Source organism: Paenibacillus sp. SZ31, from assembly GCF_012912005.1.
Lineage (GTDB): Bacteria > Bacillota > Bacilli > Paenibacillales > Paenibacillaceae > Paenibacillus.
The window spans coordinates 387,966-405,035 of sequence record NZ_JABBEA010000004.1 but is presented as its reverse complement, the minus strand read 5'-3'; the positions used below and the strand labels follow the sequence as shown (position 1 = coordinate 405,035).

Annotated in this window: 13 protein-coding genes and 2 CRISPR repeat arrays; of the genes, 9 read left to right on the top strand and 4 right to left on the bottom strand. The window is 45.2% G+C overall.

Going from position 1 to position 17,070, the window contains the following annotated elements:
- The first annotated feature begins 3 nt into the window (after nucleotides 1-3).
- The 4 genes from cas2 to HF638_RS11680 all read left to right on the top strand — a co-directional run bounded on the left by cas2 (nucleotide 4) and on the right by HF638_RS11680 (nucleotide 4,805).
- A complete protein-coding gene (cas2, locus tag HF638_RS11690; RefSeq protein WP_090955121.1) occupies nucleotides 4-294 on the top strand; it encodes a CRISPR-associated endonuclease Cas2 in 291 nt (96 codons plus the stop codon).
- Between the two features lie 193 nt (nucleotides 295-487).
- A CRISPR array of direct repeats spans nucleotides 488-1,880; the repeat unit is 33 nt; unit sequence GTCGCACTCTGTATGGAGTGCGTGGATTGAAAT.
- A 628-nt stretch (nucleotides 1,881-2,508) separates the two neighbouring features.
- On the top strand, nucleotides 2,509-2,931 hold the full coding sequence (locus tag HF638_RS11685) for a hypothetical protein (RefSeq protein ID WP_169480342.1): 423 nt from the start codon (nucleotides 2,509-2,511) through the stop codon (nucleotides 2,929-2,931).
- Between the two features lie 158 nt (nucleotides 2,932-3,089).
- Nucleotides 3,090-3,212, top strand: coding sequence for a hypothetical protein (locus tag HF638_RS28810; RefSeq protein ID WP_282435656.1), 123 nt, complete (start codon nucleotides 3,090-3,092; stop codon nucleotides 3,210-3,212).
- A gap of 206 nt (nucleotides 3,213-3,418) precedes the next feature.
- Nucleotides 3,419-3,857: a CRISPR direct-repeat array (repeat unit 33 nt; unit sequence GTCGCACTCCGTATGGAGTGCGTGGATTGAAAT).
- A 171-nt stretch (nucleotides 3,858-4,028) separates the two neighbouring features.
- Nucleotides 4,029-4,805, top strand: coding sequence for a hypothetical protein (locus HF638_RS11680; protein ID WP_169480341.1), 777 nt, complete (start codon nucleotides 4,029-4,031; stop codon nucleotides 4,803-4,805).
- Between the two features lie 240 nt (nucleotides 4,806-5,045).
- Here HF638_RS11680 and HF638_RS11675 read toward each other — a convergent pair whose 3' ends face one another.
- Nucleotides 5,046-6,782 carry a methyl-accepting chemotaxis protein gene (locus HF638_RS11675; protein WP_169480431.1) on the bottom strand — a complete coding sequence of 579 codons (1,737 nt, stop codon included), beginning with the start codon at nucleotides 6,780-6,782 and terminating at the stop codon, nucleotides 5,046-5,048.
- Between the two features lie 471 nt (nucleotides 6,783-7,253).
- On the opposite strand from HF638_RS11675, the gene HF638_RS11670 reads away from it, so the two are divergent.
- Nucleotides 7,254-9,257 carry a CotH kinase family protein gene (locus HF638_RS11670; RefSeq protein ID WP_169480340.1) on the top strand — a complete coding sequence of 668 codons (2,004 nt, stop codon included), beginning with the start codon at nucleotides 7,254-7,256 and terminating at the stop codon, nucleotides 9,255-9,257.
- Between the two features lie 93 nt (nucleotides 9,258-9,350).
- Here the strand turns inward: HF638_RS11670 and HF638_RS11665 are convergent, their stop codons facing one another.
- Nucleotides 9,351-10,292 carry an NADP-dependent oxidoreductase gene (locus HF638_RS11665; RefSeq protein WP_169480339.1) on the bottom strand — a complete coding sequence of 314 codons (942 nt, stop codon included), beginning with the start codon at nucleotides 10,290-10,292 and terminating at the stop codon, nucleotides 9,351-9,353.
- 463 nt (nucleotides 10,293-10,755) lie between these two features.
- Between HF638_RS11665 and HF638_RS11660 the strand changes: the two genes are divergently transcribed.
- Both HF638_RS11660 and HF638_RS11655 read left to right on the top strand, forming a co-directional pair.
- Nucleotides 10,756-12,444, top strand: a complete 1,689-nt coding sequence (locus tag HF638_RS11660; RefSeq protein ID WP_169480338.1) for a methyl-accepting chemotaxis protein — start codon at nucleotides 10,756-10,758, stop codon at nucleotides 12,442-12,444.
- 34 nt (nucleotides 12,445-12,478) lie between these two features.
- Complete coding sequence (locus HF638_RS11655; protein ID WP_169480337.1) at nucleotides 12,479-13,123, top strand: Vat family streptogramin A O-acetyltransferase; 645 nt, start codon at nucleotides 12,479-12,481, stop codon at nucleotides 13,121-13,123.
- Between the two features lie 326 nt (nucleotides 13,124-13,449).
- On the opposite strand, the gene HF638_RS11650 is transcribed toward HF638_RS11655, so the two are convergent.
- Both HF638_RS11650 and HF638_RS11645 read right to left on the bottom strand, forming a co-directional pair.
- On the bottom strand, nucleotides 13,450-13,722 hold the full coding sequence (locus tag HF638_RS11650; protein ID WP_169480336.1) for an HU family DNA-binding protein: 273 nt from the start codon (nucleotides 13,720-13,722) through the stop codon (nucleotides 13,450-13,452).
- A 104-nt stretch (nucleotides 13,723-13,826) separates the two neighbouring features.
- A complete protein-coding gene (locus HF638_RS11645) occupies nucleotides 13,827-14,027 on the bottom strand; it encodes a cold-shock protein (RefSeq protein WP_017690333.1) in 201 nt (66 codons plus the stop codon).
- 168 nt (nucleotides 14,028-14,195) lie between these two features.
- Between HF638_RS11645 and HF638_RS11640 the strand changes: the two genes are divergently transcribed.
- Nucleotides 14,196-15,086, top strand: a complete 891-nt coding sequence (locus HF638_RS11640; protein ID WP_169480335.1) for a tyrosine-type recombinase/integrase — start codon at nucleotides 14,196-14,198, stop codon at nucleotides 15,084-15,086.
- A 351-nt stretch (nucleotides 15,087-15,437) separates the two neighbouring features.
- A complete protein-coding gene (locus HF638_RS11635) occupies nucleotides 15,438-17,045 on the top strand; it encodes a response regulator (RefSeq protein WP_169480334.1) in 1,608 nt (535 codons plus the stop codon).
- The last annotated feature ends 25 nt before the right edge of the window (nucleotides 17,046-17,070 follow it).

Below are 17,070 nucleotides of genomic sequence, written 5' to 3'. Positions count from 1 at the left end.
TGATTGCTTATTTTGATTACGTATGATGTAAGCACAATAGATAGTGAAGGCCGAAGAAGGCTATCCAAAGTGGCGAAAAAGTGTGTGGATCACGGTCAGCGAGTGCAGAACTCAGTGTTTGAATGTATACTGGACGCTACTCAATTTAGACGATTGAGATTTGAACTGGAAGAATTGATTGATAAGGATACAGATAGTCTTCGATTCTATAACTTAGGCGATAATTACAAAAGTAAAGTCCAACATGTGGGTGCTAAAGATTCTTATGATATGGGCGATCCGTTAATACTTTAGTAGGTGCGAATGCCAAGCTCACATGATTTCCCTGGGGAATTCGCACCTCGAAACTTGTCGAAAAGGTCTTTTTTGTGACCTTTTGGCAATGATTTATGGTCGAAAATTTGTGATAACCGTTTTAAAGTAGTAGAAATATCGAAAATACGCTAATAGTTATTCTTCAAGCATAGTTATTACGTCACTTTTCGCTGTCGCACTCTGTATGGAGTGCGTGGATTGAAATACCTAATACGTACATTTGCGCCTGAATATCTTTCAAGTCGCACTCTGTATGGAGTGCGTGGATTGAAATAACCAAAGCATACCGCCACCAAGAATAGCTATTAGGTCGCACTCTGTATGGAGTGCGTGGATTGAAATATGAATGCCCTGTACGGTAAATTCGGTCAGAAGAAGTCGCACTCTGTATGGAGTGCGTGGATTGAAATATCTATTCCGCAGCCAATGCTGGTGGTCAAGCCAAGGTCGCACTCTGTATGGAGTGCGTGGATTGAAATAATATGTTCTTTGCTCTCGGGCAACAGCGTTTCGGGTCGCACTCTGTATGGAGTGCGTGGATTGAAATTGGAAAGAACAACACTGCTGAGTGGAGCCGTTACGGTCGCACTCTGTATGGAGTGCGTGGATTGAAATATATTCGAACGTGTATCGCATCATGGTGTATCCTCGTCGCACTCTGTATGGAGTGCGTGGATTGAAATCTATGGAAGACTCAAAACTTAATATGGAGGCATACGTCGCACTCTGTATGGAGTGCGTGGATTGAAATCTTCCTGGCTGGTCTTCGTTACAACATCATGGACGTCGCACTCTGTATGGAGTGCGTGGATTGAAATTGTATCCGAGTTGATGGAATGTGTTAGGCCCGGAGGGTCGCACTCTGTATGGAGTGCGTGGATTGAAATCTGTAAACGTAACTTTTGTACCTCTATACAGTGGTGGTCGCACTCTGTATGGAGTGCGTGGATTGAAATACGACTCAAGAACAACTTCCGAGTAAATTCCTGCTCGTCGCACTCTGTATGGAGTGCGTGGATTGAAATTTCTGTCATGTTCGGACCCATTGCAATGTGCAACTGGTCGCACTCTGTATGGAGTGCGTGGATTGAAATATATCCGTCACCCCTTGATTGATTTTCTAGGACGTCGCACTCTGTATGGAGTGCGTGGATTGAAATGGTAACGGCGCAACTATAGGAACGCTTGGCGATAGTCGCACTCTGTATGGAGTGCGTGGATTGAAATTCATAAGAAAACAGCCTGTAGTAGAAGATGGCGAGGTCGCACTCTGTATGGAGTGCGTGGATTGAAATACGAAACTACCATTCGCGGTCTAATCCGCAAGTAAGTCGCACTCTGTATGGAGTGCGTGGATTGAAATTTTATCGAATAGAGCTTTTACTACAGCCAAGAACGGTCGCACTCTGTATGGAGTGCGTGGATTGAAATCCGATATCGTCCTTGATAATAACCGGGCCCATGAGTCGCACTCTGTATGGAGTGCGTGGATTGAAATAAACAAGCGGCTGGCTCAGATAAAATCTTAGCGAGTCGCACTCTGTATGGAGTGCGTGGATTGAAATCTGATCGGAGGGCTTTTAAATGCTTGATTGATTAAGTCGCACTCCGTATAGAATGCGTTGGTACAACTAAAAATGGCTTGCAGTTAGTTTTGTAGTACAACGCTTTGTAATCTTTGGTCAAAATCAAAATTGGATTATTGCATGAATAGACAACTACCTATTTTTCGCTGGAAAACCTGCCTTTACTTATTCGACTTAAATGTAAGAAAAAAATGCGTTTTCCCACATTTCTCGGCTCCACGCTTCATGGTGTTACTTCGTTGGCTCGGGCACAGATCTTTGGAATGGGAGAGTAGCGAAAGGCTTTCGAACCGACAGACATTTTTTTGAAATCAGTATGGCAGATCTGTAAACAGGGATAGTTCATATGAACGCAGCTGCATTAGAAAACCTGTCTGCCGGATTGTATTTGAATGAGATGTATTGATACTCCAGTCGGAAAAGGGAATCGGTGGATTGAGTGGCATGCTGGGTTCACTATCGTTTGAGGGGGAACATTCTCCCTTTATCAATTGGCTGAACGCTGCCCGTATTTTACATATTGCTAGGAAATCTAATTTTGGTTGTGTACAGATCGATGTGACCTACAGGTCAATGTGATTGCAGATCGTAATACAGGAGGAATGACATGGATAACACAGAAAGCTATGCGATATGGTATTCAACAGTTGCAGATTACGACAAAATTATGGCCCAGTTCGTGCAGGACGCAAAGGGATCTTGTTCGTTTGAACAGGATTTTGATTTGGTTCATAAGTATATGGACTATGATCATGCTGTAATGATTTGGTACGGTCAACAGCACGGGGAACTTGGTAAGGTTATACGGATCCTAAATCCTGCGCTGGACGAAGGGTTTTCGTTCATCATTGATCCGGTTGCGGAACTTTTGGAACAGCAAGGTGTTGACCAGATCAGTTACCTTTTTGCAATGCCTGAGGTGTGTTACGAGGGGCAAATCCATTCTAACGGCATGCTGGAGTTTTTGGGGAATGTCAAATGCGAGCAAGAGACTAGCGAGTGGATGGCTGAGCTTTTACGTGATCTATAATCTTTGAGCAGGAGTGATTACTGTCGTTTGTAAAGCAACAAAAGATGAAATGATACAGTATCGTCTGGAAAACTTGTCCAAGCTTGCCATACCGCCAAGGGATCATCAATGATTCTCGTGAGGTATGTTTCATGCTTTTTGGAGGGTATAAAGGACTTATGTTATGCAAATTGTTTAAAAACATAGATTTTGATAAACTTGATATTGCTGTATATGTGGATCTGCTAGTGGAACTGTCCTATGGAATGATTCAGATTGTGGATGGCCATGAAGAAATTTGAGGCAGGTGCGAACCCCAAGCTCACATGATTTCCCAGGGAGATTCGCACCTCGGATTTTGTCGAAAACGTCCTTTTCGTGACCTTTTGGCAACGATAATCTTGAATGGATACTGATTTATCATAATGAATGGTCATGTTACTTGATAAAGAACGCGGAAATACGTAGTGATGGTCTGGAAATATAACCTTGTTACGTCCTTTTTCGCTTCGCACTCCGTATGGAGTGCGTGGATTGAAATTTCCGGCGTGATTTCAAATAATTGCGCTGAGAACGTCGCACTCCGTATGGAGTGCGTGGATTGAAATACTCTAATGGCTCGTACAGGCATCAGAATAGGAGAGTCGCACTCCGTATGGAGTGCGTGGATTGAAATATGATACTCTGTTTCTAATTCCTTTAATTCTTCGTCGCACTCCGTATGGAGTGCGTGGATTGAAATCCCTTCATCTACACTCACTTGGCCACTGCTTGGTAGGTCGCACTCCGTATGGAGTGCGTGGATTGAAATCTGTAAAGCGGAATATCGTCCTGTCTTAGATTCGCGTCGCACTCCGTATGGAGTGCGTGGATTGAAATTGAAAAATAAATTGAATCACGCGCTGAGATAATGGGTCGCACTCCGTATAGAGTGCGTGGATTGGAATTCCGGGCTGCCGTGTTCCAGAGATGACGCTTGCATGAAGTACACCAAGGAGGGCATTGCCCAAAATAACTAATCCCTGTTCTTATGTGTTAAATGACTAGAATAGCTAATCGTAAAAAAGCTTGTAACTATGTCTTAGTTGAATCCGTCTAATAGGTTGAGGTGATTGAGCATGAAACCATTTAAATATTGGAGCCAACGTTTGAGTATACTTTTGATTCTAGTCATTATTGTTGGCTGCGGGACATCGAATAAGGGCGAAATAACATCCAAACCCCAGGAAACGGATACGAAAGCAGCTTCAAAGGAATCAACGGAGAGATGCCCGGGAACCCTTGAATGGATTGATTTTCTGATGATTCATAATGTTACATATTTTCAAAACAACGAAGGGGTCAAAGTGGTACCTGCTGAACAAATTGGGGATAGGATAGGGGAAGTAACCTATATGCTGAACGATAATGTATGTGCGGATCACGTGACCGAGAATGGTGATGCGGCATATCTTCCAATTGGAACTGTTATATATGAACTGAAAGGTTATAAGTCGCATTATCGCGTCGTAGCGAATAATAAAGTTTACGAAGCAAAAGAAAATCCCAATGCGAAGACAATGGGAGACCTGATGGACATTGAAGACAAAGTTGAGAGAGTCAGCCTTGAAAGCGGAAATGATGGCAGTCCAATCGGTGACTTCCCCCAAGAAGCCGCATCCGAATTCATGAACGAGCTTTTGCCATTGCGTTATGTTGGCTTTGATGAGGTATATAAGAAATCCAAGCATGAGACAGGGATTTTTTTGCGTGTGCACCTTCAAGATGGAACATCTTTTCGAATGGTTTACTATCCGAAAGCGAATGCTTTCTCAGCAGGTGCTTTTGGAACAGAAAAGCTTCAATCGTTAATCGTGTCGCAGAGAAAAGAAATTAAAGCAGCTGCCGGATTATAGTGGATTGGAGAGGTCGATCTTGTTCTAAATGCTGGTTTTCGATCCGAAAAAACCGGCTATAATGACGAGAAAAAGATGATTATAAGTGGAGAAGAAATATTGTTTAGACAAGTAAATGCTGATCAAAAGGAATAAAACACCTGGTAACCAAAAAAAACCAAGGCTTCGAGTATAATCACTCATGAGCCTTGGTTTTTTATTGGCATTACATGTAATGTATTAACGATTTTTCAACGTATCTTAGATTTCCTTTACCTTGAAGAACGAGATTAACTCCTGCAACTGCTCAGATACTTCTGCCAGTTCGTCAGAGGCGCTGACGATTGAAGCCATGGAGGCTTCCTGTTCAGCAACGGATTGTTCGATGCGTTTCGTGCTGTTCGCCGCCTTGCTGACATTTGCGGATAATTCATCCGCGGTAGCAGACATTTCTTGAGTGCTTGCAGAGATCTCTTCAGTAGAGCTGGAGATATCCTGAATCTGGTTTGCAACCTTATTCGTAGCATTCAAAATGTTTTCGAAGAATACGCCAGTCTCCTGGGTAACCTCCAAGCCTTTCGTTACTTCCTTAGAGCCCAAATGCATGGCTTCGGAAGACTGCATGATATCCCGCTGAATTTCCTCAATCAACTGTCGGATTTGCTTCGCTGATTCTTGGGATTGCTCTGCCAGGTTACGTACCTCACCTGCAACAACAGCAAAACCTCTTCCTTCTTCACCTGCGCGGGCAGCCTCAATGGAAGCATTAAGCGCCAGCAAGTTGGTTTGTCCTGCAATCTCCGTGATCAGGTTGACAATGTTGCTAATCTGGTTCGAGTTATTTTCCAAAGACTGAATCGAGTTTGACGTATTTTGCACCGCACCGGAGATCAGGCGCATCTGCTCAATAACTTGCTGCATTACCACATTACCCGTACTGGAGCGTTGCTCCATACTGAGTGCTTCATCAGCCACATCGGCTGAACTGCTCGCAATCGTCTGCACTACCGTTGACATCTCTGTCATAGCGCGTGCGTTCTCCACGGTGGCTTTGTCCTGAGACACCAAACCAGTGGATATTTCACGAATGTTGTGACTGATGGATTGAATATTATCGTTGTTTTTCGCTGAAATATCCAAAAGCTGTTTAGACGAATTCGAGAGGTGATTGGATGTGCTTTGCACCTTGAATATCGTCGTGTTGAAACGCTCGATCATTGCATTGAACTTCTCGTTGATAATACCCAGATCGTCCCGGCCTGTTTGAATAGTTACATTCAGATTACCCGTGCTGACTTCCTCGATTCCCTTCATCAGGTTGCGAATCGGAAGCAACGTTCTTTTGAGCAAAATGAATTGCAACACCATGAACAGGATCAGGAAGCCGACAAGGAACATCAATCCGTACGTAAGCAATTCATTAAGTCCTTTTGGAACGGCACTTGCATCGACATCGAAGAAAAGAGCAGCGTACATGGAGCCATCTGCGTTATTAATCGGATAGATTAGTGTAGTCCAAGTTCCGTACTCATCCGTGTAAAAATCACTGAAGGCCGGCTTTCCATCCTTTTTCATCTGTTCCAGCACCACAACATTATTCTCGGGCAGCGGGTACATAGCACCTGCGGGCAGATCACCTTCCTCGAATGGTTGCAACAGGTTGGTTGGAATCGCGATGATAGACGTTCCATTTCCTTGCTCAAGTTCTGAACCGAAAATGTACGCCTGCGCGATGTTTGGATAGAACTCATGGATGGAATCGAGATAAGCTTTCATTTCCTGCTGTACAGGACCGGTGTAGCTTTTTTCACTGGCGGCTTGAGCGACTTTGGCCGTGTCCAGATCATCGTACCATTTCTGGGTGATGACGGTGGCTTGGTCGTGCAACTGTTCGACTAGAATGTTCTTTTGCAGCTGGTAAGCCACCGTAATCAGGATAATACCAATTAAGGTGATGCTACCGAACGAGATCACCAGATTTTTAACAAAGAAAGGCATGGTACTCCAACGAAGCTTATTAAACAAGGTTGTTCACTCCTTCTACGATTGTGACAAAGGACTTATCCTGGGCGTTGTACACGCTATGTAATTGTTGGATCAAATGCTGTGGAATCGTTTCCTATATATCGTATCTAATCAAATTCTCTTTTGGTTCTGAAAAGCTTTTTCATCTTGTCTTTTAATATTCACGTATATGAACTCCAGGTAAGTTCTACTCCTTAGTTATATCGTTATTTCGACATATTAATGTTAGATATTTCTAGTAAAATAGGTCTTATGAACTGGTTCCGCAGGATTATATTGCGCTTCCATATAGCTTCACGTATATCGAGGGGGCTTCTTTGGCATAAAGCTTCACGGGTGTTTATTGAGATGTATACCATTTAAGATTCACTAAAGGTTCGTCCTCTACCATGGTTACATAAGCCTCAGTTGCTTAACAGAAACCCAAGAAGGAGGATTCATCATTTGAATATTTTATTACGAAAAGTTGCAGTAACGGCATTGTCCGTGACCATGGTAACGACATCTTTTGGTCTGATTGCAAGTCCGAATGCGGCATATGCCGCAGAAAGCACAACGACAACCACGAGTGCAGGCGTGACGCAAGCTTATGAATCGTTGTTCCAGACGGATAACGTCATTGATGTGAATGTAACGATTGATGATGCAGACTGGAAGAGCATGCTCGAAAGCCCGCTGGATAAGGATTATAAGAGTGTTAGTGTGGAAGTGGACGGCAACAAGCTGGACAACGTCGGTTTCTCCACCAAGGGGAACCTGACTCTTAAAGCTGTAGCTTCAATGGAGGATTCGGACCGTTACAGCTTCAGACTGAAGTTCGATAAGTACGACAAAACGCAAACGCTACTTGGACTGGACAAAATGGTACTGAACAACAACTACGCCGATCCATCCTACATGCGTGAAGTTCTTCACTACGAAGCACTTCGCAGCATTGGCATGGATGCACCGATGACGAACTACGTTAATCTGTATGTTAATGGCGAGCTGGTTGGTTTCTATACTGGCGTTGAAGCCGTGGATGACAGCTACCTGGAGCGCAACTACGGTGAGGACTACGAAGAAGGCGTTCTCTATGATACGGATGAGAAGAGCTATCTTCAATATGAAGAGGGCAGCGACTACAGTACAATCACCAAAGACTTGGGTACGGATAAGGATAAAGCCAAGCTAAAAACCTTCATCCAAACGCTGAATGAGATGCCAGAAGGTGAAAAAGGCGATATCGAGAGCGTACTGGATGTGGATTCGGCGCTACAGTATATTGCAGGCAACATGGTTTTCGGCAACTATGACAGCTATAACGGCGACAAAGGGCACAACTACATGCTCTACAGTGATGCTAATGGTAAGTTCACGGTTGTTCCTTGGGACTTCAACATGTCCTTCAACGGATATTCGGGTGGAGGCGGACGTGGCACAACGACCGGATCAACCACGATCAACACCAACGCAACGAACGTATCTGTAGATGAGCCTGTACTAGGTATTAGCATGGAAAATGTACCGATGATTAACAACCTGCTTGCTGTGCCGGAGTATAAGGAAAAATATTTGAGCTACGTCAATGAATTGACGGACTATATGGAAGGTATTCAGGATCGTATCACTGGTCTTGCCAATGAGATTCGTCCTTATGTGGAAGCAGATCCCACGAAGTTTTATACGACAGAACAGTTTGAATCCAACATCGCTTATTCTGCAAACGCAGACGCAGCAGGTGGTATGGGCGGTACACCACCAGAAGGATTTGAAGGTATGACACCACCCGAGGGCATGGAAGGCATGACGCCGCCTGAAGGTTTCGAAGGAATGACACCTCCAGATGGAACAACACCTCCGACTCAGCCAGGTGCCGCAACTGGAAACGGTACAACAGATTCAACAACGGGTACAGACAATACGCAGACACGCCCTGGCGGTAACTTTGGCGGCGGTGGAGGCGGAGGCATGGGCTCCATGGCTGCCGGATCACTGACGACATTTGCACTGAACCGTCTTGCGAATCTGCAAGAGCAACTTGGACGTGAGGTGACACCTTTGCCTGAGACTTCGGAAGAGACTGGTTCGAATACTTCATCCGGAGCAACAGATACGACGATTACCGTAACACTTGATGGTAAATCGATTACATTCCCGGATCAGGACCCGCTGCAGCAAAGTGGCCGAGTAATGGTACCTGTTAACGCAATTCTCGAAGCACTGGGTGCAGAAGTGACTTGGGACAAGACGGCGAAGACGGTCACAGCTATTTTGAATGACCAGACCCTTGTACTCAAAATCGGAAGCAGCACGGCCACTGTAAATGGGGAGACACTCGAAATTGATTCACCAGCCATCATTCAAAATAGTCGCACACTCGTGCCTGTACGTTTCATCTCAGAAGGACTGGGATTGACTGTAGATTGGGATCAAACCGCTGCACAAGTAAGCCTTACATCCAAATAAGAAATATCTCCTGAAGAGCAACTTTATTGTATGGAGAATGAGAAAAGGGATTCGATGGTCAGATCGAATCCCTTTTTGCTCTGCTTTTTCAGGTTATACGGAGCGAACATCCAGCAAAATCCGGCCACGTCCATGTCTGGACTCACTTTTGGCATGCGCTTGATTCGCTTCACTTAAAGTAAAGATGGAATCAATCTCTGAACGGAGGGAGCCGTTAGCGATAAGCTGAGCGACCGTGTACAGATCTTCTGATGTCGGTAATTTAGAATTAAACTTGGCGGTAACGCCATACTGCTTTGCTTTTTCTGCAGAAGGCAGTTGAGTTAACGATACCAGTCGGCCTCCAGGTTTCAGAACACCCCATGAGCGGTCTTCGATCTCTCCACCAACAGCGTCAACAACCAGATCAACATGGCTTACCAGCTCTTCAAACAAGGCTGTCTTGTAATCAATCACTTGATCGGCACCCAATGAAGCAACAAAATCAACATTGGCACCAGACGCAGTAGCAATAACATGAGCGCCTTTCCATTTGGCCAGCTGCACCGCGAATTGTCCGACACCGCCCGCAGCAGCGTGGATCAGCACCGTTTGCCCGGCTTCCAGCTCACCTTCGGTGAATAGCACCTTCCATGCAGATTCGGCTCCACCTTTGATGGTCGCAGCGTCCTCAAAACTCAGGTCGTCCGGCATATGCACCAAATCCTGAGCAGGAGCCATACCATATTCAGCATAACTTCCGTTCACATTACCAAAAACACGATCTCCCGGCTGGAAGGTATCGACACCTTCTCCCACGGATTCAACGATGCCAGACATAGCCGTTCCGGGTGTATACGGCAGCTTTTTGACAAATACGTTCTGCAACCAGCCGTTGCGAATCTTCCAGTCCAGCGGAATAGCTCCGGCATAGTGAATGCGTACCAGAACTTCCCCGGCTGATGGCTGAGGCATATGAACTTCCTGTTCGAACTGTAATGTCTCTGGGCCACCGTATTGATGAACTTGAATAGCTTTCATTGTAGATGTATGCATTGTGTATTCGCTCCAATCGTTAAGGGATTTAGGATCTACTGCACTGAACTCCTCATTATTTAATTCCTGGAGATTATGATGTTTGTTGAGATCTTCTTCGAATGCCATATTTACCTCAATTTTCTCTTTTGCGTTGTCGGCAACATAAATATATCATTATAATGCGTGGTTGGCAACGTAATTTTATTTCTTATATGTAATGCTTACTTCTATATAAATAAAAACATATATAATATGCCTGTATAGCTTCTCTGAATTTCCAGACAGAGGCACATTCTTACATGATTACGGAGAATGCGTAAAAGATTAGATTTGGATAGGTCAATTTTGTGATAAAACTCACTGAAATATTATAAATATTGTGAACACTCCTACCGATAAGACTATAGTGATATTCGAAACGGAAATCGAAATTGGCTTGAATATCCCCACAATTACATAGGGAAAAGGGTGGCTCACACACATGCGAAGCATGAGCATCGGTACCAAAATCAGTTTGATCGTTATCAGTATATTTATCGTCTTCTCTTCAGCCGTGGCGGTAAGTGTAATTCTGGAGATGAGACAGGGGATTACGACATTTGCTACAGAGAAGGCGAAGCGAGATCTGGAGATGGCGAATCATATCATTACATATAAGCATCCAGGAGATTGGGCTATTAAGGACGGACAATTATTCAAGGGAGATACCACACTGGAAGGCAACTTTGAACTTGTAGATGAGATTGGAGAAGCATCCGGGGACACGGTGACGATCTTCCGAGGTGACGAACGTGTCGCTACGAATGTCATGGTGGACGGGGAGCGAGCTGTCGGCACGAAGGTATCGGCAGAGGTTGCCCAGACCGTTTTGCAGCAAGGAGAAAAATACTTCGGTGAAGCGGTGGTTGTGGGTCAGAAATATCAGACGGCCTATGAGCCAATCAAGAACGCGTCCGGAGAGATTATCGGGATTTTCTATGTAGGCGCTTCTCAATCGTTAATTGATGTGATTATCTCTTCGTTCCTCAAGACTTTCCTGATCGTATTCCTGATCGCGATGTTGGTCGCGATTACCCTGATCCTGTTGTACGTTCGCAGGGTGAGAGTAAGAATCGAACGGGTATCCATGGCGATTAAACGTGCGGGGACGGGCGACTTCACACAGCCGGTTGTGGACGACGTCCAAGACGAGATTGGCATGCTGGGCACGGGATATAATGAGATGAGAAGCAATCTGCAGGTCATCATTCAGGGGGGACTTCAGGCTGCGGAGAAAGCAGAGCATTCGACTGGACTGCTACTGAAGATTGCGGACCAAACGGCCAATGAATCGGCGCAGATTGCATCCTCCGTTGAACAAGTCGCACAGGGAGCCGAGAGTCAGACGATCAGTACGGAAGAAAATCTGCAGGCCATGGAAGAAGTGGCGATAGGTGTACAACGTATGGCAGACAAGGCCTCCAGTATCTCGGAATCTGCATTATATTCACGCAGGCAGGCAGAAACCGGAGGGGAAGCGGTGCAACTGACCGTTCAGCAGATGTCTACGATCGAATCCTCCGTTACCACAACGGATGAAGTCATTCGTATGCTGGAAGGGAAGTCGGCCCAGATTAGCCAGATGGTTTCTACCATTCATGAGATCGCGAATCAAACGAATCTGCTTGCCCTCAATGCATCCATTGAAGCGGCAAGAGCCGGGGAGCATGGCAGAGGATTTGCCGTGGTATCTACCGAGGTTCGTAAGCTGGCCGAACAAGCTGGAGATTCTTCAGATCGCATTGAAGAACTGGTTCAAGCCATGGAACAAGATATGAAGCAATCGCTATCGGCCATGTCAAGAGTGAAGGACGAAGTGCAAGAAGGACTGCGTTTGACCAAGGAAACGGAACAGAACTTCAGCCTGATTCGGGATACAAACCTGCGTATTGCTACAGAGATTGAGGACATGGCTGCAACGAGTGAAGAGATGTCCGCAGGTGTGGAGCAGATTGTGGCTTCCGTACATGAGATCGCTCGGCATGCGCAGACGGCTAGTACCAATTCACTACAGGCAGCGGATTCTGTTCACGAACAGCTCAAGTCGGTAGAGCAGATCAAGGCATCTGCAGCTATTTTGTCCGATGTGTCCACAGAGCTGCAGACCTCACTTAGTCCGTTTAAGATTTAATATCTGTTACAATAGGGAAAAGGAGGGACTTCATATGGCCCCTGATAAAACAAAACTTTTCCCGAACGAGAATATCCGTACGGTATGTTACATTCAAAATCTGACGCCGCGTTCCAACGTGGATATCGGTGATTATACGTACTATAGCGATAACACGAATCCGCCAGAGCAATTCTATGACCGGATACAGCATCATTATGACTTTATTGGTGATCGCCTGGTGATCGGCAAATTCTGTGCAATTGCGGAAGGTGTGACATTCATGATGAATGGCGCGAATCATCGGATGGAGGGCATGACGACGTATCCGTTCAACATTTTTGGTGGAGGATGGGAGCGCGTTACACCTACACTGGAGCAGCTTCCATATAAGGGGGATACGGTACTGGGGAACGATGTATGGCTCGGGCAAAATGTGACGATCATGCCTGGTGTAACGATCGGAGACGGTGCCATTGTTGCTTCCAATTCAACCGTTGTGAAAGACATTGAACCCTATACGATTATTGGTGGTAATCCAGCCAAGAATGTTAAAAAGCGCTTTGATGAAGAAACAATTGCGTTGCTACTGGAATTGAAGTGGTGGGATCAGGATGAGGAATGGCTGGATACCCATCTGGAACGTCTTGTCTCTACATATGATTTACAGACACTGCGCGAACTTCTGAACAGCAAGTAGCATAGGTGTGAAAGGAAGACAAGAAAATGGCTGGTTCCTGACGAAGTCATTTTTCAAGCAAATCAGGCCCTGGACCGTTTTGAGCGGATCAGGGCCTCTTGTTGTCCAAGATGAAATGTTAGTTTAGCGGGTGGGTGGTCGTAGGGTACAATCAGACTTTGTTGATGGGGGCTTTAAATGAGTGTGATTTTCTGTATGATCCGTGTTCGTCTGTTTGCCTGAATAAAAGTTAATGATATCATCAACGGTAGTAAACACGACATTTAAATCCATATTATCATTGTGTGTTTGAATAAAAACCTCTTTTCAATAAGTTGTTGCGTTGTTTAATTTAAAGCTTCTTTCATGCTTAAGCCTGCTGTGAATACAGGAACTTTACCTGCAGGTAGTTGAATTTCTTTGCCTGTTCTCCGACTTCTTCCCGTTCTTGCCTCACGCTTTTGTACTTCAAATTTCCCGAATCCAACCAGTTGAACTTCTTTACCTTCTTTGAGAGCTTCGAGAATTGAGTCCAATACAACGGTTACAGCTTTTTCAGCATTCTTCTTGGAGAAACCGCCAGCCTTAGCTACTTCTGTGATCAATTGTTCTTTATCCATGGGGAATACCTCGCTTTCATTCTTGGGATGTGAAATCTTTTGTTTACTGTGCAACATATGAGTAAATAAAAAGCTGCCTTATTAATAAGGCAGCTTTCATATAATTAAAGTTTAGTAACGTTCTCAGCTTGTGGTCCACGGTTGCCTTGAGTTACTTCAAATTGAACGCGTTGACCTTCGTCCAAAGATTTGTAACCTTCACCTTGAATTGCACTGAAATGAACGAATACGTCTGTTCCTTCTTCAGTTTCGATAAAGCCGAATCCTTTATCCGCGTTGAACCATTTAACTGTACCTGTTTGCATGTGATTCCTCCAAAAAATAAGTTTTTAGCCGATCATTATGACGAGTATAAATTAAAATTGACACTCACCTGGTGCATTTAAACCACAGACTTGATGTCCGCTAATGTATCGATTAATATGATAATACCATGTCCGCTAATATAAGTCAAGATTTGGAGGTATTTTCTAATGAATCAGTCATCAGGGATTTCGGTGCAGCGGGAACCGACGATAGAGGAATTCGTACATATGCTTGCCAGTGAGGGAGATTTGCATCCCAAAACCGTGAAGGAATACGCAAGTGATCTGAAGCATTTTATCGAATGGTACAAGGAAAGCACCATGCTCAGCGAAGAGTTCACACTGCGAATTGAAGATGTGGATACCCCCACTTTAGTCAATTATCGTGAAGATGCACACAAAGTTATGCTATTGAAGCCGGCCACCATTAACCGGAGATTGATTACATTGAAGCGTTTTTTCAAATGGGCTGTCTTGGAAGCCAGGCTCAGTCATGATCCTTCCAAAGTATTAAAATTCATTCCGGAAGATAAAGTCAGCCCGCGCCGAATGACATCCGAAGAAGAACAAGCGTTCATCATGGCAGTGGAGTACGGCAACTCCCTTCGTGATCAGACCATCCTGACCCTTATGTTTCACACAGGCTTGCGCACAATGGAGGTATGCAACCTCACGCCTTATGATATCGAACTTGGTAGACGAAGTGGTCACCTGACAGTAAGAGCCGACAAACGCAACGGGCAGCGAAAGATTCCTTTGAATATGCAATGTGTTGTCATATTGAATCAGTACTTATCTGGTCTGGATACAGATAGTTCTTACCTTTTTCCTTCAGAGAAGACGAATGATCGTTTAACGGAGAGAGCGCTGCGCCACCTCATCAAAAAGGTAATGATTGCAGCAGGGCTGGAAGGACTGAGTTCACACGATCTGCGCCATCGTTTTGGCTACGCCAGGGCAGAACATACGCCGCTGCACCGTTTGGCGGAAATGATGGGACATACCAATCCGGATACCACAATGATTTATGTTAAAGCATTGAGTACGAATCATCGTTGAAAACAAGAATGAAGGATCGAAACTATAGTTAGAATCAAAACTCCTCTTATTAGATGTACTTCGAAATTTTCCGTGTTTGTATTACTTTAACCTACCCTTAGCATTCATATACTATCCTTATCATGTTATATAGGAGACTGCCCGTCAGGGTTGCCTCACCTCTAATGAAGAAAGCGATTACATATTCCGTATAATATTGTATATTATGATGGCAACCTCGGAACGTATCCACAGGAGAACTTTGCATTTTTGCAAGAATCCCGTAAGCAATAGAAACCAATTGTTACACAATGCTACATATATATTATTTGCTAGGGTATAAGGCCCGTCATAAAAGGGAGGAATCCGATCGTGTACCGGGTACTGCTGGTGGATGATGAAGAAGATGTACGCGAAGGACTGGTTGTAGAGGTCGATTGGGAAGCGCTCGATCTGCGCATTGTCGGTTTGGCAGAGAATGGGCGGGAAGCATTGGAGATGGCGGAACGGGTAGAGCCGGATATTGTGGTGACCGATATCAGCATGCCGTTCATGAATGGTCTGGAACTCGCGCAAAGATTGAGGAAGCGAAATCCACTTGTGAAGGTGGTCATTTTGACTGGATATGATGAATTTGATTATGCGAGGCAGGCCATCTCGTTAAGTGTAGATGAATATCTGCTAAAACCGTTCTCGGCAGGGCATCTCACCGAACTGCTCACAAGATTGCGCGCCCAAATGGCGGCTGAAGTTGCCGAACGTGAAGATGTACAGCAGCTGCGTGAGCACTATCACACCAGCTTGCCTTTATTACAGGCAGATCTGATGGCGACCTTGCTCCATCGGCAGAAATCCTCGACATATATTCGTAGTAAAGCAAAACAATGTGGATTAGATCTGACAGGGGAACGGTACGGTGTATCAGTATTGACACTGCATATGGACGGAGATGCTGAACTGAAACGCTTTGCTGCACTTAACATTGCGGCAGAAGTTTGGGCTGAGCATGGGGCTGGTCATGCTTTTATGCATCAGGAGACGATTGTCCTGCTCTATGTGGATCGCTCGGGCGGTACAGATGGAGCGAAGCGGCAACAGAAGGCATTGGATAATGTCATGCGCAGCATCAACCACTACTTGCGTATCCCCGCGACGGTGGGATCTGGCCAGATCGTGGATACACTTGCGGATGTGAATCATGCCTATGAAGATGCCCTGCTGGCACTGGATTATCGACTTGTGCCTGGGACAGATTCAATTATATACATCGCGGACGTGGAGCGACAGACAGCGGGCAAGCTGCGGTTTGATGAGTTGAAGCAGCAGACGTTGACACGTTGCCTGAAGGCTGGTACGCAGGCGGAGCTGGAGGAAGCGCTTTCCATCATTTTCCGGGAAATTACGGTAGAACACGGGCGAAGTGATATTCAGCTCTATCTAATAGAAGTGTTAACAACGGTCTGGAAGGCAGCACAGGCATCAGGAGAAGCGATGGAAGATATCTTCGGTGCAGGGTTCCAGTTGTATGCGGAATTGTTCCGACTGCCGGGACTTACTGAGGCGCAGAAAAAGGTGCGAGAGGTCTGTCTGCTCGTACAACATCGCATTGCCAGCGGACGCCAGCATGTATACAAAGATATTGTCGAGCAGGCATTAGTTTTCACGAAAGAGCATTATGCTGACCCGGACCTTTCCATTCAAAAGGTGTGCGGACATCTGCATATCAGCTCCGGTTATTTTTGCGGCATTTTCAAAAAAGAAGTGCAGCTTACCTTCCTGCAATACCTAATGCAGATCCGAATGGAGGCAGCGCGTGAACTGCTTCGCTCGACAGAGCTAAAATCGTTTCAGATTGCGGAGCAGGTTGGTTTCGCCGAACCGAATTACTTCAGTTTTTGCTTCAAAAAACATATTGGCGTCTCGCCCAAAGAATATCGTAAACAGGCCTCTCAGACAGCAAGTGAAGGGTCGATTCGATGAAGTTCCTGTCCAGATGGGTGAAGTC

Bases quoted from the DNA above. Each gene is read 5' to 3' on its own strand.
- HF638_RS11685 (WP_169480342.1), top strand. From the start codon at position 2,509: ATGGATAACACAGAAAGCTATGCGATATGGTATTCAACAGTTGCAGAT.
- HF638_RS28810 (WP_282435656.1), top strand. From the start codon at position 3,090: ATGTTATGCAAATTGTTTAAAAACATAGATTTTGATAAACTTGATATT.
- HF638_RS11680 (WP_169480341.1), top strand. From the start codon at position 4,029: ATGAAACCATTTAAATATTGGAGCCAACGTTTGAGTATACTTTTGATT.
- HF638_RS11675 (WP_169480431.1), bottom strand. From the start codon at position 6,782: ATGCCTTTCTTTGTTAAAAATCTGGTGATCTCGTTCGGTAGCATCACC.
- HF638_RS11665 (WP_169480339.1), bottom strand. From the start codon at position 10,292: ATGCATACATCTACAATGAAAGCTATTCAAGTTCATCAATACGGTGGC.
- HF638_RS11660 (WP_169480338.1), top strand. From the start codon at position 10,756: ATGCGAAGCATGAGCATCGGTACCAAAATCAGTTTGATCGTTATCAGT.
- HF638_RS11655 (WP_169480337.1), top strand. From the start codon at position 12,479: ATGGCCCCTGATAAAACAAAACTTTTCCCGAACGAGAATATCCGTACG.
- HF638_RS11650 (WP_169480336.1), bottom strand. From the start codon at position 13,722: ATGGATAAAGAACAATTGATCACAGAAGTAGCTAAGGCTGGCGGTTTC.
- HF638_RS11645 (WP_017690333.1), bottom strand. From the start codon at position 14,027: ATGCAAACAGGTACAGTTAAATGGTTCAACGCGGATAAAGGATTCGGC.
- HF638_RS11640 (WP_169480335.1), top strand. From the start codon at position 14,196: ATGAATCAGTCATCAGGGATTTCGGTGCAGCGGGAACCGACGATAGAG.